Origin of the sequence: Cryptosporangium japonicum, assembly GCF_039524755.1 — a bacterium.
Taxonomy (GTDB): Bacteria; Actinomycetota; Actinomycetes; order Mycobacteriales; family Cryptosporangiaceae; genus Cryptosporangium; species Cryptosporangium japonicum.
Window position 1 is genome coordinate 101,022 of sequence record NZ_BAAAGX010000009.1, and the last position, 16,147, is coordinate 117,168.

Here is a 16,147-nt window from a genome sequence, read left to right on the forward strand (position 1 = left end):
GGGCGCTTCGGTGCTGTCGACCGTCAGAACTCCGTCGCGTCGATCCCGCCGCCGTTGAACGAGTTGTCGACGTTGCCGCTCACGTCGTTGTTGCTGCCGCCCGAGCCGGTCTCGACGTCGCCGCCCACGTACCCGTCGAAGGCTCCGCCGTTGAACGAGTCCTTGGTGTTGCCGTTCACGACGTTGTCGTGACCGCCGTCACCGCTCTTGACGTCGCCGTAGACGATCCCGGCGTACTTGCCGCCGTTGAACGAGTTGTTCGCGCCATCGACCTCGTTACCGCTACCGCCGTTGCCGGTCCGCAGGTCGCCGTGGGTGATGCCGTCGTACGCTCCGCCGTTGAACGCGTTCGTCGCTTTCCCGTCGACGTAGTTGGCACTGCCACCATCGCCGGTGGTGGTGTTGCCATAGGTGACCGCGTTCGCCGCACCGCCGTTGAAGGACCCCGTCACATCACCGGTGATCGTGTTGGCGCTGCCCCCGCGACCGGTCCGGGTGTTGCCGTAGGAGGTACCGCGGAACTCGCCGCCGTTGTAGGAATCGCGGATGTTCCCCCTGACCTTGTTGTCGTCACCGCCCCGCCCGGTCGTGGCCGACGTCTGCGCGATCCCGTTGAACGGCGCACCGTTATACGATCCGGTCACATTTCCCGTGCCCCGCCCGTGGTCGCCACCGTGCCCGGTCAGGACGTTGTTCCCGACCGCGAACGACTGGCGTGACGAGGAGAAGGGATCAGGACGGTCGGCCGCCTGGGCGGTGGTAGCACCGACGGCCACAATTCCGGCCGCGAAGAGCCCGACACCCGCGGTACGACGAATCCACGGCTTCACAACTGCACCAACTTTCCATCAATGGGTCGAACAGGGTCTGTCAGTTGCCTCGTGGGCGGCCGGTCGGCGTCGAGGAGGGCGTCGCACAGGGAACACGAACGACCGCCACGGTCGATCGACCTGGCGGTGGTGTGACGAGGCGGCCGCCGATGCGGACCTGACCGGCCTGTCCGGTGTTGGTGCTGCCGCCGGCGAAACGGTTGTTCCGGCCCGGCTGACCCACGTGGACCCGGATCCGGCGAACGCAGTCAGCCGTCCGCGGACCGGACGGCTGTGTCGCGGACGTGGAGGGCTGGATCTCGCTCGGGTTTGCCGACGCTCCGGACCCGGCCACGCCTGCGATACCGATCGCCGCGAGCCCGGCGACAACGCTGACGGGAATCCACTTGCCGACCACGGGACGGCCTCCAAACCTAACGCCGTGTCCCTCAGGACCAAGCCGATCGGCCGAGAGGGCTCGGACCGCGGTACGACCCGGCCCTCTCGACCCGGCGTCTCCCGGTCACTTCCCGGCCCGGGAGACGCCGTTCTCCACTCAGTGGAAGCGGGCGCTGCCGCCGTTGCCGGCGTTGGTGGCGTTGCCACCGAAGGTGTTGCCGTTTCCGCCGTTGCCGGTGGTGTGGGTGCCGTTCAGGTCGTTACCGGCCGTGATGCTGCCGCCGTTGAACGAGTTCGTCGAGTCGTCCGCACGGTTCCCGCTGCCGCCGTTGCCGGTGTGGGCGTCGCCGTGCAGGTCGTCACGAACCGCGATCGAGCCACCGTTGCCGGTGTTGACAGCGTCTTCCCGGATGTCGTTGTAGCTGCCGCCGTTCCCGGTCCGCGCGGCGCCGTCGAGGTCGTCACCGACGCCGACCGAGCCACCGTTGAACGAGTTGGTCGCGTCTTCGCGGACGCTGTTGCGCCACCCGCCGTTACCGGTCTCGGCCAGGCCGTCGAGGGTGCCCCCGGTACGGACCGATCCACCGTTGGCGGAGTTGGTCGCGTCCTCGTGGACGTCGTTCTCGGAGCCACCGTTGCCGGTCCGCGCCGTCCCGTTGAGGTCCTCGCGGACACTCACCGACCCACCGTTGGCGAAGTTGTCCGTGTCGTCGCCGACCCAGTTCCCGTTGCCGCCGTTGCCGGTGGTGGTCCGGCCGCGGAGGTCGTCGCCCACCCGCACCGAGCCGCCGTTGGCGGTGTCTTCGACGGTCCCGCCGGACTGGTTACGGCTACCCCCGTTGCCGGTGCGCGCCGAGCCGTCGAAATCGTCACCGACCTCGACGGATCCACCGTTGTACGAACGAGTCGTGTCCTGGCCCACCCTCACCCGACCGGTGAACGGGTTACGGCCGGCGTAGTTCTCGTTGCCGCCGTTGCCGGTCGTGATGACACCCTCGTTGCCAGCGTCACGTACCTCGATCCCGCCACCGTTGGCCGAGTTCGACGCCGATCCGGTACCGCCGTTGTTCGAGCCACCCGAGCCTGTCGCGGTGCAGAGCTCGGTGTTCGGGTTGCACGCCGCCTGTGCGGTGGCAGCGGACGCGGCAACGATTCCGGCCGCGATCGCGCTGACGGCCAGTCCTTTGCGGACCCAGGTGTTCATGAAGGAAATCCCCCGAATTCTTTCCATACGAAGAAATGGAAATGGATGGATGACTGAAGCAGCACAGGGTGAGCAACCCGCGGCCGGACCGGGGCGTGGTGAAAACGCCGATGCGGGGTCAGGCCAGGACATGATTCATTCGCGGGATGGCCAATGCCCGTAGTGCGATGACTTACCTGCGAGGAAGTCGCGACGAACATTGACAGACCTGTGGTTAGTTCGCAACCCCGTCAAGTACGACTAAATCAGACAATCCATCACGATCCGATTACCTCGGCGACAGCCCTTCGACGACGAGCCTGCGCGCGTCACGCAGTCGCTTCAGATGCCACTCGCACCGAGCCACATAAGCGGGGCGCAGGTGTCGGCACTCGCGCGACACGACGGGCCTTTTCGCTGCTGGGGGTACGTTCTTCGGGGCGACCACAGGTCGGCACTGCTCTGTGACGGTGACGCCCCGACCGTTGCCGACGCCACTCACGTCGCCCTGGATCACCTGGTTACCAGCCCCGCTCTGGGCCCGGACCGTCACGTCACAGGCCCGTCCCGACTCGGCCTGCGACGACCCTGCGGTCGCGAGCGAAATAGCGACGACCACCAGGCCCGTCGTGACTGAACGCTTCAAGAATGCCATCGGTCCGGTCATCTCCTTCGCGCGAATTCTTGCGAACCGGTGTGACCCGTCGGCGATTCGGCCCAGCCGTCGTCGCATTCCTCAACGAATAGTGATCAGCAAATTGATCACACCTTGCGCAGCGAGAATCCATTCACGGAAGGCAGAATCGGATCACCATTCCGGATGGTACGGGAAAGAGCAATCCTGACAAGCGCCCTACGATGATCTTTTTAGTGCAGCCGGTTCAGTAATACGTGGGAGCCCGGCGCTTCGCACCGCGCCGGCCGACGACGAAGAGCCCCACGGCGACGACGAGCAAACCCGGTCCCACCAGACCGGCCATGTTCGGCAGGGCCGCCGGCTCGGTTCGCGCCGTGTCGCCGACGGCACGGGCCGCGATCATGTCGTACTCGAACGCCCCGCCGCCCTGCCGGTAGTCGACGAGCGACCCGAAGTGCTCGGTGCCGCCGTCCGGCCAACTCGCGTCCCAGCACTCGATGGTCTCGGTCGTGCCGCTCTGGTACTTCCCGAGGCACTCGTCCCCGATGCTCACCGACACCGCGGTCCCGAACAGGTACGTGTACGCCATCCACGACCAGACGCAGCACACCGCGCCCACCGCGGCCAGGCCGGCCGCCAGCATGCCGGTAACCCCGATGGAACGCTTCGTGTTCGCTCGTCGCATGACGCTTATTGATGGGTCAACTAGCCCTCCGTGGGGGCATGTTTACTGGATCTTTACCCCACGAGATCGCGCCGCGTCCCACCTGGGGACGCGGCGCCGATGAAACGAATGTCACCCTTACGACGAGTGAGAAGAACCCACTACTGGATGCGGCTCTTTCCGAGGAAGCCGTCGTTGCCGACGACGAAGTACCACTCGGGCGGCGTGTCCTTGAGTTCGCCCTTCTCGTCGAATGCGATCTGGCCGGTCACCCCGCGGGCCGAGTACGTACCGAGGAACTTGTTGACGTCGGCGCGGGTCTTGTTGCCGGCCGCGAACGCCGCCATGAACGCGGAAGCGGCGTCGTACATCTCGCCGACGTAGAGGTTCGGTCGGGTCGTCGTCTTGTCCTCGACCCGCTTCTTGAACTCGTCCGACAGGCCGGCGCCGGGAGTGCACGCGCAGACGACGACGGTGTCCTGGCCGGTGTCCACGGTCGCGGTCACGTAGGCGCTGTCGATCATGCCGGGGCCGCCGACGAGGTCGATGTCCTTGCCGCCGGCCGCGGTGACCGCGTTCCGGATGCCCGCACCCTCCGGGGCGAACCCGGCGAACGCGACCACGGTGGCGTCGGCCTCGACGATCGACGAGGCGAGCAACGTGAAGTCGGTCTGGCCGGTCTTCACGGTCGAGGTGCCGACGACCAGGTCGCCCAGCTCCTTCTTCGCGGTGGCCACCATCGCCTTCGGGTACTGCGTCCCGTCGTCGACGACGTAGACCTTCGCGGCCGGGTCGGCGCCCTTGATGTACTTCGCCATCGCGACGCCGGAGTCGCCGTCCGTGCCCACCGTGCGGTGGAAGAACTTCATGCCCATCTCGCCCAGCGACACCGTCGACGTCGACGGGTTCACCATCGGCAGGCCGGCCTTGTCGAACAGCGGCGACGCGGCGATGGCCTCCTTCGAGTACATCGGCCCGATCACCCCGAGGATCGACTTGTCCTTAATGATCTTGTCGGCCAGGATCTTCGCCTTGCCTTCCTCACCGCCGCTGTCGAACTCGCGCACCGCGACCGTGCACTCCGGGTTCTTGGCGTTGTACTCCTCGGCCGCGAGCGTCGTCATCGCCACTGCGGCCTCGCCGGGGTCGTCCGAGGAGCCGCCGGTGTCACCGACGACCGCGAGCGTGCCGCTGGCGCAGCCCTTCTTCGCGTCGGCCGGCGCCGTGGCCGTGTCGGCCTTGCCGCCGTCGTCCTTCGTGAAGTACCAGGCGGCACCGCCACCACCACCGACAACGACCAACGCCAGTACGACGACGAGCGCGATGCCGACGACCGAGCGCTTCTTTTCCGGCGGGGCCGGCGGTGGCGCGGCAGCGTACTCCTGCCCGTAAGCGGCGTGCTGGTCGTACTGCCCGTACTCCTGGGGCTGCCCGTACTGCGGCTGGCCGTACTCGGGCTGGCCGTACTGGGGCTGGCCGTACTCCTGGGGCTGGCCGTACTCCTGGGGCTGGCCGTACTCGGACTGGCCGTACTGGGCCTGCCCGTACTCCTGGGGCTGGCCGTACTGGGGCTGCCCGTACTCCTGGGGCTGCCCGTACTGGGCCTGCCCGTACTCCGGCGGGTACTGCTGCCCGTACTGCTGCGGCTGCCCGTACTGCGGTGGGGAGTACTGCCCGTATTCCTGGGGCTGCGAGTACTGCTGCGGCTGCCCGTACTGGGGCTGGGAGTACTGCTGCCCGTACTCCTGCCCGTACGAGGGCGGATACTGCCCGGCCGATAAGTCGCTCTGCGGTGGCCCCGACGACTGACCGGGCATCGGAGGCCCGGTCGGCGATTGCTCCGGTGGGAGCGTCCAGCCAGGTTCTCCGCCGGGATGCTCGCCTTCGCTCGGTTGGCCGCCGCCGGCCGAATACTGGGTCATCACCGTTCCCCGTGGTCACACTGAAGTCACTCGGAAGCTTTCGTTCTCCCGAGAAGCGCCCAGAATACGTACCGCCTGCTACTCGCGCGACGCACCGGGGTGACGGCGGCCGAATAGCAGGATTCCGAGGTCACCCTGCGTACCGACGGGTTGCACCGAGGATCAGATCCGAGACGGCCGAACCGCGGACGGCCAGGCGGGAGAACGCCTCGAAGATGCGCTCGTAGACCGCGATCTCGTCGGGCTCGCGGAGCGTCAGCTCGGCGCCCAGCGTCTCCACCAGCGCGTAATCCCGGTCGAAGATCCAGAATCCGTTCAGCGGTCCCACCGGCCACCGCGCTCCCAGCGGCACCACCGCGAGGTCCACTGCCGGAATTCGGGCCACCGCGAGTAAACGTTCCAATTGCGCTCGCATCGTGGCCGAATCCGCTATCCGGCAATAGAGCGCCGTTTCCGCCAGGACGAAGTGATATCGCCGTCCGGGCTGGAGAAGGAGCTCCTGCCGGCTCAGCCGCGCGCGCACGCCGTCCTCGACGTCGTCAGAGATTTGGTAGGTACTGACGAGGCCCTGGAAAACGGCGCGGGCGTAATCCGCGGTCTGGAGCAGCCCGGGCAGAACCCCGGGTTCGAACGCGCGGATCAGGGTGGCTTCGGCTTCGGCGTCACGCCGCTGGAGCTGGCGCGCCCGGGTGCCGGTCGACAAGCGTTGCCGCCACTCGGTGTACTCGGTGCGCGCTTTGCGGAGGGCACCCTGCAGCCGCTCGGCGTCGTCGGACCCGGCCCCGGTCGCCTGCACCCAGGCGTCGACGTCGGAGACGGTCGCGGTCTGCTGGCCACGCTCCAACTTGGACACCTTGGAGTGCGGCCAGCCGGTGCGGTCCGCGACCGCTCGACCGGTCAGGCCGGCGTCTTCGCGCACTTGGCGCAGTTGCAATCCGAAGACGCGCAAGGCGTCATGAGGCTTGGCCACGGAACCGGTCTTCCCTCCCGGCACGAGGGTAACGGGCCGGGTCCGGCCGCTCGGACACCGACCACCGCCTTCCGGGACCTGACTGTCCTCAGTGGTCTATTCCCGTCACAGGAGTCGACTCCCGCATCATCAGCGAGTCGGAGAAGACCCCAAATCGCGGTCAGCCGGGAAGTACCCGAGCAGCTCCAGCGGGATCTCGACCGCCGTCTCGTGCGCCGGCAGGCCCCGCTCGGACAGCGCCGCGATGGCCTCCGCGTCGGTGACCCGCCAGCCCTGGACCACCAGGGTGCCGCGATCGGTCTCGTAGACCGACGGACAGGAGCCGTACGAACTGTTGGTGCCGCGGAATGTCAGCTTCATGATTTATCCCCCCGGGTCCACTCTGAACTGCTCAGCACCATGCGGCACAGCACTGAGCACACAAATGGTTGCTAAAAGCGGAGAAAATCCCAACCCCGCACGGGGTACTTCGAAGCTATTTCTCGCAATTTCTTGAACTTCAGTGGCGAAAGCAGTCATCCTCGGAGATGGGCGCCGACCGCCAAGGATGTCGCGAGGCGCCCCCATGCTCCGTCACCGTGAGTTCCCCGGTGAAGGCGATCGGAGGGCGCATGCCACGCACAGCCAGGGACGGCGTTCAGTCGCGGCCGCACGGTGACAGCACGACCCGACCGCGTCCGGGGCGCCCGCGGCCGGCGGGGCCGCGTCCACCGCACCCGTCGAGCGGCTGCCGGACGTCGGAGTGAGTTTGCCTCTCCCGCCGTCCGACGCGGGCGACGCCGAACTCTGGCTCGCCGGCTACGAGCTCAGGACGGCTCACCTGCCTGCGGACGGATCAGCCGAATGCCCGATCTGTCACACGAACTGGGAGTGCGCGGCCTACCGCAACGGCGTCGAGATGATGCGTGCCGCGACCGACGGCCCGCCGCCCCCGCTGGAGGAACGCTGGTCCGGGAGCGGACGAGCGGTCGGCTGAGTCCGGCACCCGAACAGCACCCGTCGCGCGACCGACGGCGCTCCTCCGCGGTCGCACGGTTGCTGTGTCGCCTCGGGGGAGGCGAGGTCAGGGGGAAGATCATGACGCTCACCGTCAAGGCCGAAGCGCTGTTCGTCAGCGCGGTGCAGCCGTCCGAGGACTGCACCGGCGCCCGGTTGGACGCGGCGATCGAGGCCAGCCTGGAGCGGTTCGGCGGGCCCGACGGGTGCGCTCAGCGCCTGGCCGCGGAGTTCGGCGACCACCCCGAGACGGCCGTCCCCCGCATGCGCTGGGCCCTCGACGCCGTCAAGAGTCCCTAAAGAATGTCGCCCGGGGTGTAGAGCGCGGCCTTCGGATGACGGGCAGCGACCTCGCCCACCCGCCGGGCCACCTCGGCGACCTGCGCCGACGCGGCCCCGGTGAACGACGAGGGGTCCGCCACCAGCGACGCGACGGTCGCGGCGTCGAGCCGCAACCGCTCGTCGGAAGCCAGCCGGTCCAGCAGGTCGTTGCGCTCGATGCCCTTCTCCCGCATCTCCAGCGCCACCGCGACCGCGTGCTCCTTGATCGCCTCGTGCGCCACCTCGCGCCCCACTCCCCGCTGCACCGCGGCGACCAACACCTTCGTCGTCGCCAGGAACGGCAGGTACCGGTCGAGCTCACGCTGGACCACCGCCGGGTACGCCCCGAACTCGGTCAGCACGGTGAGGAACGTCTGGAACAGGCCGTCGGCGGCGAAGAACGCATCCGGCAGCGCGACCCGCCGGACGACGCTGCAGAACACGTCCCCCTCGTTCCACTGGTTCCCGGCCAGCTCACCGGTCATCGACGCGTACCCGCGAATGATCACCGCGAGCCCGTTCACCCGCTCGCAGGAACGGGTGTTCATCTTGTGCGGCATCGCCGACGACCCGACCTGCCCGGCCTTGAACCCCTCGGTGACCAGCTCCTGACCGGCCATCAGCCGGATCGTCGTCGCCAGGCTCGACGGCCCGGCGGCCGCCACCACCAGCGACGACACCGCGTCGAAGTCGAGCGACCGCGGGTACACCTGGCCGACGCTGGTGAACACCCGCGCGAACCCGAGGTGCCGGGCGACGGCCTCCTCCAGCGCCGCGAGCTTCAACGGGTCACCACCGAGCAGGTCCAGCTGGTCCGCCGCGGTGCCGACCGGGCCCTTGATGCCCCGGAGCGGGTACCGGTCGAGCAGTTCGGAGAGCCGCTCGTACGCCAGCAGCTGCTCCTCGGCAGCCGAGGCGAACCGCTTGCCGAGCAGCGTCGCCTGGGCCGGCACGTTGTGCGAGCGGCCGGTGAGCACGAGCGCGTCGAACTCGACCGCCCGCGCCGCGAGCCGCACCAGCGACGACACCACCCGGTCGCGGATCAGCTCCAGCGAGGCCCGGACCTGCAGCTGCTCGACGTTCTCGGTGAGGTCACGGGAGGTCATCCCCTTGTGAATGTGCTCGTGGCCGGCGAGCGCCGAGAACTCCTCGATGCGCGCCTTCACGTCGTGCCTGGTCACACGTTCACGCGCGGCGATCGACGCCAGGTCGACGTCGTCCACGACGGCCTCGTACGCCTCGACGACACCATCGGGGACCGGCACGCCCAGCTCACGCTGCGCCTTGAGCACCGCGATCCAGAGCTGTCGCTCCAGCACGATCTTGTGCTCGGGCGACCAGATCTGGGTCAGCTCGGGCGAGGCGTAACGGGCGGCGAGAACATTCGGGATCACCCACCCATCTTCGCTCACACGAGAAGCAGCGTCTTCCCGACGGTGGCCCGAGCCTCGATCGCGGCGTGCGCCTCGGCGGCCCGCTCGAGTGGGAACACCTGCCCGATCAGCGGCTTCAGCCCCGAAGCGAGGGCCGCCGCGGCCAGTTCGGGGACGGTTCCCGTCACGTCCCGCAGAGTGAGCACGCGCCCGGGCACCGACGCCGGATCGGTCATGCTCCCGCCGGCACCGCCGTGGATCACGAAGCGCCCGCCCGGCTTCACCAGTCCGGCTGCCGTCGCCCCGATCTCCCCGCCCACGCCGTCGAAAACCAGGTCGAGCCCTCCGCTCAGCTCACGGACCCGATCCGCCCAGCCCGGCTCGTCGTACTCCACGGTCGAGGCTCCGTCGCTGACGACGTCCGCCTTGCGGCGGTTGCCCACCGCGCCGATCACGTTCGCCCCGACCCCGAGGGCGAGCTGCACCAGCAGGCTCCCGAGGCCGCCGGCTGCCGCCTCCACCAGCACCCATTCGCCGGCGACCGGTGCGGCGAGCCGGAACAGCCCCACCGCGGTCCGCCCGTCGGTGGCCAGCCCGACGGCGTCGGGGGTCGACAGCTCGTCGGGGATCGGCACCACGTCGGCGACGTTCACCGCGGCCTTCGACGCGTAGCCGCCGCGGCCGCCGGTGGTGCCGAACACCCGGCGCCCGATCAGGCCCTCGTCCGCGCCCGGGCCGACCGCGCTCACCACCCCGCCGACCCCGTTGCCCGGCACGAACGGCGGCTCGGGCCGGGGAAACGGGCCTGGTGGCCGACCGGCCCGGATCTGCGTCTCGACGAACGAAATGCTCACGGCTTCGACGTCGATCAGGACCTGGTTCCCAGTAGGGCGGGGATCGGGCAGCTCGACGGGGACCAGAACCGAGGGAGCACCGAAGCGGGTCAGCTGGATCGCGCGCATGCCGCGAATCCTGCAACCTCAACCTTCGTTGAGGTCAAGCTCGTCACGGACGAGCCGCGCCGGCCCATCGCCACGGCTCCGTCGTGGTCCGGCCGAAGAAGTCGGTGGAGGCGGTGGTGTCCGCCGTCGTGTTGGTGACGGCGACGCGCGAGACCGGCGAGTTTTCCCCGGGGAGGTACTGGACGACGGTGCGCAACTGCGAGGCCGCGGTGATCGTCGGCGCGGTCCGCAGCCCGGCCAGCACCGGATCCCCGACGAAGCCGGTCGCCGCTCCGGCGGCCACTTCCTGGCCGGCGCCCGTTCGCCAGGCCGCCAAGTTGTCGTAGGAGTTTCGGCCCCAGGCCCACAGCAGTCCACCCGCGGACCGGTAGTAGGCGTTCCCGGTGAAGAACGCCTGAGCCGGGGTCGTGTCCATCGCCGCGACGACCAGCCCTTCGCCGAGCGAGACCAGGATGTTGTTACTGAAGTTCAGCCCTCGGAAGCCTTCTCCGAGCTTCACGACCGGCTGACGGGCCGGGCCGAGCGCACCGATGACCACCGTGTTGTGGTGGAACGTGGTGGCCGTGATCCGCCCGGCCACCGTGATCGCTCCGTACTGGCCCCGCCCGGTGGCGTCGTCGACGCTGATGTTGAATCGGACGACGTTCCCGGTGGTGGCATCGTTGGGCTGCGCGGTGAAGACCATCAGACCGGGGCCGTCGTTCTGGTACGACAGGTTGTACTGGAGCACCGACGAACGCACGTTCTGATCGAGGTCGAAGCCGCCGCCGTCCGCGGATCCGCCGCTGCGGTTGCGGTAGGAGAGGTTCCGCTGGATCACGATGTCCCGCGAGTCGTAGGCCCAGATCCCGACCGGCCCCTCCGGTGCGACGCACGCCGCGCCGTTGTCGTAGGCCGTGGAGTCCTCGATCGTTCCTCCCTCGACGCTGCCGAGCACGATTCCGCTGCCGCTGTTCGAGGTCAGGTTCGCGCGATTGCCGAGGTTGCGGTAGGCCGTCACCCCGGTGACGCGGACCCCGGCGTGCGCGTAGCGGGGAGTCACCGCGTCGAAGGACGGACCGTACGTGAGGATTCCGGCGTCCCGGTTGTCGTGCGTCGAGACGCCCTCGATCAGCACGTCCTCGAAGCCCGCACCCGCATAGCGGCCCCCGATCGCGATCCCTTCCTTGAAGCCGCTCACGTCGACGCCTGACACCCGGAGCCGAGCCACCCGCGCCGATGGCTGGTCGGAGTACGCCGAGATACCGCTGAACGCCTGGTAGGACGACGCGGATCCGACCAGGACCAAGTCCCGGATCGACACGTTGGCGGCGTTGTACACCACGATCGCCTCGGTGCCCTCCCCGGCGACCGTGGCGCGCCCGGTGCCGTACGAGGAGACGGTGAGCGGATCCTGCGCCGTACCCGAGTCTCCGACTCCGAGCCGGAGCGGGCCGATGAAGCGAGACCCCCCGGCCAGGAGGAGTTGATCTCCTGGCCGGAACGTCTGCTGGTTGGCCCGGTTGAGCGTCCGCCACGCCGTTCCGGCACTCAGGCCGTTGGCCTGGTCCGAACCGGTCGGGCTGACGTAGTACACCTGTCCCGCCGCCGACGCCGGCTCGGCCGGGAGACTTCCCGTCGTCATCACGCCCACAATCAGGAAAGACACTGTCAAAAGGCGGTTCGCACGAACTGAACTCCGCATGGTTGCCCCCGATCCGCGACGCGACCAGCGGCGGGGGAAGAACGCTACTAATCGCCCGAATTGCCGTTAATCGACAATTAGTGCAGATAGTAGCAATAGGAGTTAACAGCAGTGCATACTGCAGCTACGGTCGGCCGAGCGCGTGAACCTCCCATCCGGCCGATCGCCAGGCGGCGAGGTCGATCGTGTGGCGTCCCTCCACGAGCACCGGCGCCGCGACGACGTCGGCCAGCTCGGCGGGGTCGAGCTCGAGGTACTCCGGCCACTCGGTGAGGTGCACGACCACGTCCGCGCCCTCGCAGGCCTTCTCCGCCCCGGGCGAGTAGTCCAACTCCGGGCGGGCCGCGCGAGCATTGTCCAGCCCACGCGGGTCGTGCACGGTGACCCGCGCACCCTCGCCGTGCAGCGCAGCGGCCACGGCCAGCGCCGGCGAGTCACGCACGTCGTCGCTGTCGGGCTTGAACGTGGCCCCGAGCACGGCGACGCTCCGGTCGGCGAGTGAACCGCCGACCGCTTCCCGCACGAGCTGCACGACCTTGACACGACGACGCAGGTTGATCGCGTCCACGTCGGCCAGGAACCGTACGGACTCGTCGCACCCGAGCTCCGCGGCACGGGCCCGGAACGCGCGGATGTCCTTGGGCAGACATCCACCGCCGAAACCGACGCCGGCGCGGAGGAACCGCTCGCCGATGCGCGTGTCGTACCCGATCGCGCGGGCCAGCGTGGTCACGTCACCGCCGGTGGCCTCACAGATCTCCGCCATCGCGTTGATGAACGAGATCTTGGTGGCCAGGAATGAGTTCGCCGCGACCTTCACCAGTTCGGCGGTGGCCAGGTCCGTGCCGACCCACGGTGTCAGGTCGTTGAGCATCGTCGCGTAAACGTGACGAAGCGTCTGCTCGGAGCGCGGGTCGGTGGAGCCCACCACCAACCGGTCCGGGCGCAGGGTGTCCTCCACCGCGAAGCCCTCCCGGAGGAACTCCGGGTTCCAGGCCAACTGGACGTCGCCGAACTCGCGGAGGCGTGCGGCGAGCCGGGAGGCGGTTCCGACCGGCACCGTCGATTTCCCGACGACCAGGGCACCCGCCCGCAGGTGCGGCCCGAGGCCTTCGACCACGGCGTCCACGTGACGCAGGTCGGCCGCGTCCGACCCGGGCAGCTGAGGAGTCCCGACGCAGATGAAGTGGACGTCACCGAACGCGGCCGCGTCAGCGAGCGACGTCGAGAACCGCAGCCGGCCGTTCTCCAGGTTCCGGGTGAGCACTTCGGGAAAGCCCGGCTCGTAGAACGGCGCCTGCCCCTCGGCCAGCGCGGCGATCTTGGCTTCGTCCACGTCGACGCCGAGCACTTCGTGCCCGATCTCGGCCATGCAGGCGGCGTGCACCGCTCCCAGGTATCCGGTACCGATGACAGTGAGTCGCATGTTCAACCTTTCGCTTATTCGTCGTGCGGATCGGAGCTCACGCCACGGGCTGCGGGGCCTGCCGGAGCTGGAAGTCCCACGCGTCCCGCACCATGGCGGCCAGGTCGCGGTTCGTACGCCAGCCCCACGCCTGGGCTACCGCTCGGGCGTCCGCGACGAGTTGCGGCACGTCACCCTCGCGGCGACCGACGATCCGGGCGGGGACCGACACCCCGCAGACCTCCTCGAATGCGCGGATGAGCCCGAGCACCGAGGTACCGACGCCGGTACCGAGGTTGAAGACCCGCATGCCGCCGCGGTCGCCGATGTTCTCCAGTGCGATGCGGTGCCCGTCGGCGACGTCCATCACGTGGATGTAGTCGCGGACGCAGGTGCCGTCCTCGGTCGGGTAGTCGGCGCCGAAGACCTGCAGTTCGGGGCGGAGCCCCGCCGCCACCTGAATCATGAACGGCAGGACGTTGTTCGGGACGCCCTGCGGATCCTCTCCCAGCAGCCCGGATTCATGGGCACCGATCGGGTTGAAATAGCGGAGCGCCACCGCGGTCAGCTCGGGGTAGCGTCGGCACGCGTCCGCGATGATGTTCTCGCAGAACCACTTCGATCGGGCGTACGGATTGGTCGGGGCGGCCGGCTCCGACTCGTCGAGCGGAATCGCGTTCGTCTGGCCGTAGACGGAGCACGACGACGAGAACACCAGCCTGTGCACCCCGTGCGCGAGCATTGCTCGCAGCAGGCCGGTGGTGGCACTGACGTTGATGTCGTAGTACTCGAGCGGGATGTCCACCGACTCACCGACGGCCTTTTTGGCGGCGAAGTGGACCACCGCGCCGATGTCGTGGCTGCGGAAGATGTGGTCGACGAGTCCGGGAGCACGCAGGTCACCACGGTAGAAGGCGGCGATCGAGCGACCTGACGCCTGCTCGATACGAGCGAGGACCTGCGGTGAACTGTTCGAAAAGTCGTCGACGATCACTACCTCGTAACCGTTTTCCAACAGGTCGACGCAAGTGTGACTACCGATGAAACCGGCACCACCGGTCACCAGGACCAGCTTGGGGAATGTCATGTGTGAATCCTCGGAAGATCGTCAGTACAACAGGTGAGGGAGGTGCTCGTACGGATAGCCGGCAATCGCCACCGCGAGTGGCACGATCAATGCGATCGCCACCAACAGGGGTATGGCCGCCGTCGCACCCAACGCGTGGGTGAATTCGACCCCGGCCCTTTTCGCGGATTCGTGCGCGTGCAACAACGGCAACACGAGACTGACGAACGTGTACGTCGACGCGGCCAGCAGACACAACAGCAGGTAGCCCCAGGAGTCCGTGTTCAGCACGAATTCCGCCACGAGCGCGATCGAGGACATGGCGAGGCTGATCAGGTAAAACGGGTGGAGCAACTCGGTCGGCAGTACCTCGAGGCCGTCATTGCCCTTGGGAGTGACGCGGAACTCTATTCGGGTGGGCCGGATCCGCTGCGCGAACGCAGCAAGGACGCCGCGCAGGATCAACGGCCACCGAACGAGTTGGTAGAGCCACTCCTCCCAGCTGACGACCGGCGCTGACGTCGGCCGACGCACTCCGCTGTGCTGGAGCAGGAGCGCTATGCCGATCATCCAGAGGTTGACCGCCCCGAAGCGCACGACGAATTCGAGGTAGGGAACATTGACCCATTGCAGACCGGTGAGGACGGCGGCCGGCGCCAGGCACATACCGCCGGCCAGCGTGAACGCCAGCACCGGGTAGTACATCAACGCGTGCAGGAACCGGATCCGCAAGCGCCACCGCATGGTCTGCAGCTGCGTGGCCATTGTCAACATCACGGTGGTCAGGCTGCGGGACCACTGGAATTCCTGGGTGAGCATCGCCGCCAGCGTCGGCGGCCCTTCGCCGTGCGCCTCGGCGTTCAGGGCGAACGCCCCCTGCCAGCCCGCCGCGCTCAGCAGATAGGTGGTCGTGAAGTCCTCGGCCAGCTCGGGCCCCAAGCCGCCGACTTCGCGCAACGCCTTGGTGCGCACCGCGTAGTGGGAGCCGATGCACGACGGCGCGTAGCCGACGTTGCAGCCCGACTGGTAGGCGCCGTGGAAGTTCGCCTCCCGGTTGAGGCGTCCCCGAGCGGACCAGGACTGATCGGCGTTGGAATCGCAGATGCTCGGCGCGGCGACATACCCGACCGACGTATCGGTGAACGGCCGGACCATCTCCAGCAGGTAGGTCGGGCTCGGCACGTGGTCGCAGTCGAGCTGGCTCACCACGTCGTAGTCCCGATAACCGTAGTGGTCATAGAAGTACGCGAGGTTGCCTTCCTTGCACTTCGCTCGCCGCGGCCAGGCCTCGCGCTGGTACTCGGCCTGGCCCCGGCGCGTGGAGACCAGCACCCCGCGTTCATGGCACCAGTCCACCGCTTCGTCGGACGGATCTTCGTCGCACAGCCAGACGTCGTAGCGATACGGGAAGTCCTGGGTGAGCATCGCTTCGAGCGTCGCGCGCGCCGTCACCCACGGCTCCGAGGGCGCTTTGGTGACGCAGAAGGCCACGCGGTGCTGCCGGACCGGGAGGTCCGGATTCACCGTCGTGATCTTGTTGAATCGGACGATCGGGAGGACCGGGTACAACGAGGCGTAAAGCAGCAGCGAACTGTTGACCAAAAACGCGAACCAGTCATTCCGGTGCTGCGGCGCGAGCCACCAATGCCAGAACATGATCAACGTCACGAACCAACCGATGGTCAGGAACAGCATCAGCTGGCGCCGCCGAGGACCCAACACCCAGACAAATGTTCTTCGTCGTATTTTTCGGCGC

At 68.2% G+C, this 16,147-nt stretch carries 14 protein-coding genes; 2 read left to right on the top strand and 12 right to left on the bottom strand.

Features of this window, described 5'->3' with window-relative positions; genetic code table 11:
• Positions 1-23: 23 nt before the first annotated feature.
• The 6 genes from ABD437_RS11570 to ABD437_RS11595 form a co-directional block, all read right to left on the bottom strand.
• Positions 24-644 carry a hypothetical protein gene (locus ABD437_RS11570; RefSeq protein ID WP_344648784.1) on the bottom strand — a complete coding sequence of 207 codons (621 nt, stop codon included), beginning with the start codon at positions 642-644 and terminating at the stop codon, positions 24-26.
• Positions 645-1,365: 721 nt separating this feature from the next.
• Positions 1,366-2,412: a hypothetical protein gene (locus ABD437_RS11575; RefSeq protein WP_344648785.1), complete on the bottom strand. Its 1,047-nt coding sequence runs from the start codon at positions 2,410-2,412 to the stop codon at positions 1,366-1,368.
• A gap of 860 nt (positions 2,413-3,272) precedes the next feature.
• Positions 3,273-3,671 carry a hypothetical protein gene (locus ABD437_RS11580; protein WP_344648786.1) on the bottom strand — a complete coding sequence of 133 codons (399 nt, stop codon included), beginning with the start codon at positions 3,669-3,671 and terminating at the stop codon, positions 3,273-3,275.
• Positions 3,672-3,853: 182 nt separating this feature from the next.
• Positions 3,854-5,509 (bottom strand): branched-chain amino acid ABC transporter substrate-binding protein, encoded by a 1,656-nt coding sequence (locus tag ABD437_RS11585; protein ID WP_344648787.1) that lies wholly within the window; start codon positions 5,507-5,509, stop codon positions 3,854-3,856.
• Positions 5,510-5,744: 235 nt separating this feature from the next.
• On the bottom strand, positions 5,745-6,584 hold the full coding sequence (locus ABD437_RS11590) for a helix-turn-helix domain-containing protein (RefSeq protein ID WP_344648788.1): 840 nt from the start codon (positions 6,582-6,584) through the stop codon (positions 5,745-5,747).
• Positions 6,585-6,713: 129 nt separating this feature from the next.
• A complete protein-coding gene (locus ABD437_RS11595) occupies positions 6,714-6,944 on the bottom strand; it encodes a hypothetical protein (RefSeq protein ID WP_344648789.1) in 231 nt (76 codons plus the stop codon).
• A gap of 382 nt (positions 6,945-7,326) precedes the next feature.
• Here ABD437_RS11595 and ABD437_RS11600 point away from each other — a divergent pair, with 382 nt between their 5' ends.
• Together ABD437_RS11600 and ABD437_RS11605 are read left to right on the top strand one after the other, a co-directional pair.
• Entirely contained in the window at positions 7,327-7,560 is a 234-nt protein-coding gene (locus ABD437_RS11600) for a hypothetical protein (protein ID WP_344648790.1), read from the top strand.
• Between the two features lie 101 nt (positions 7,561-7,661).
• Positions 7,662-7,880 carry a hypothetical protein gene (locus tag ABD437_RS11605; protein ID WP_344648791.1) on the top strand — a complete coding sequence of 73 codons (219 nt, stop codon included), beginning with the start codon at positions 7,662-7,664 and terminating at the stop codon, positions 7,878-7,880.
• On the opposite strand, the gene purB is transcribed toward ABD437_RS11605, so the two are convergent.
• The 6 genes from purB to ABD437_RS11635 all read right to left on the bottom strand — a co-directional run bounded on the left by purB (position 7,877) and on the right by ABD437_RS11635 (position 16,086).
• On the bottom strand, positions 7,877-9,295 hold the full coding sequence (purB, locus tag ABD437_RS11610) for an adenylosuccinate lyase (RefSeq protein ID WP_344648792.1): 1,419 nt from the start codon (positions 9,293-9,295) through the stop codon (positions 7,877-7,879). The two genes, ABD437_RS11605 and purB, sit on opposite strands and share 4 nt — an antisense overlap.
• A gap of 14 nt (positions 9,296-9,309) precedes the next feature.
• A complete protein-coding gene (locus ABD437_RS11615; protein ID WP_344648793.1) occupies positions 9,310-10,236 on the bottom strand; it encodes a zinc-binding dehydrogenase in 927 nt (308 codons plus the stop codon).
• A gap of 43 nt (positions 10,237-10,279) precedes the next feature.
• Positions 10,280-11,860, bottom strand: a complete 1,581-nt coding sequence (locus ABD437_RS11620; protein ID WP_344648794.1) for a right-handed parallel beta-helix repeat-containing protein — start codon at positions 11,858-11,860, stop codon at positions 10,280-10,282.
• 184 nt (positions 11,861-12,044) lie between these two features.
• Positions 12,045-13,346: a UDP-glucose dehydrogenase family protein gene (locus tag ABD437_RS11625; RefSeq protein ID WP_344648795.1), complete on the bottom strand. Its 1,302-nt coding sequence runs from the start codon at positions 13,344-13,346 to the stop codon at positions 12,045-12,047.
• Positions 13,347-13,383: 37 nt separating this feature from the next.
• Positions 13,384-14,412, bottom strand: a complete 1,029-nt coding sequence (galE, locus tag ABD437_RS11630) for a UDP-glucose 4-epimerase GalE (protein ID WP_344648796.1) — start codon at positions 14,410-14,412, stop codon at positions 13,384-13,386.
• Between the two features lie 21 nt (positions 14,413-14,433).
• Positions 14,434-16,086: a glycosyltransferase family 2 protein gene (locus tag ABD437_RS11635; RefSeq protein ID WP_344648797.1), complete on the bottom strand. Its 1,653-nt coding sequence runs from the start codon at positions 16,084-16,086 to the stop codon at positions 14,434-14,436.
• Positions 16,087-16,147 lie beyond the last annotated feature (61 nt).

Excerpts from the sequence above, each read along its gene's own strand:
- ABD437_RS11575 (WP_344648785.1), bottom strand. The coding sequence starts at position 2,412 with ATGAACACCTGGGTCCGCAAAGGACTGGCCGTCAGCGCGATCGCGGCC.
- ABD437_RS11580 (WP_344648786.1), bottom strand. The coding sequence starts at position 3,671 with ATGCTGGCGGCCGGCCTGGCCGCGGTGGGCGCGGTGTGCTGCGTCTGG.
- ABD437_RS11585 (WP_344648787.1), bottom strand. The coding sequence starts at position 5,509 with ATGCCCGGTCAGTCGTCGGGGCCACCGCAGAGCGACTTATCGGCCGGG.
- galE (WP_344648796.1), bottom strand. The coding sequence starts at position 14,412 with ATGACATTCCCCAAGCTGGTCCTGGTGACCGGTGGTGCCGGTTTCATC.
- ABD437_RS11625 (WP_344648795.1), bottom strand. The coding sequence starts at position 13,346 with ATGCGACTCACTGTCATCGGTACCGGATACCTGGGAGCGGTGCACGCC.
- ABD437_RS11620 (WP_344648794.1), bottom strand. The coding sequence starts at position 11,860 with ATGACGACGGGAAGTCTCCCGGCCGAGCCGGCGTCGGCGGCGGGACAG.
- ABD437_RS11615 (WP_344648793.1), bottom strand. The coding sequence starts at position 10,236 with ATGCGCGCGATCCAGCTGACCCGCTTCGGTGCTCCCTCGGTTCTGGTC.
- ABD437_RS11595 (WP_344648789.1), bottom strand. The coding sequence starts at position 6,944 with ATGAAGCTGACATTCCGCGGCACCAACAGTTCGTACGGCTCCTGTCCG.
- ABD437_RS11605 (WP_344648791.1), top strand. The coding sequence starts at position 7,662 with ATGACGCTCACCGTCAAGGCCGAAGCGCTGTTCGTCAGCGCGGTGCAG.
- ABD437_RS11635 (WP_344648797.1), bottom strand. The coding sequence starts at position 16,086 with ATGCTGTTCCTGACCATCGGTTGGTTCGTGACGTTGATCATGTTCTGG.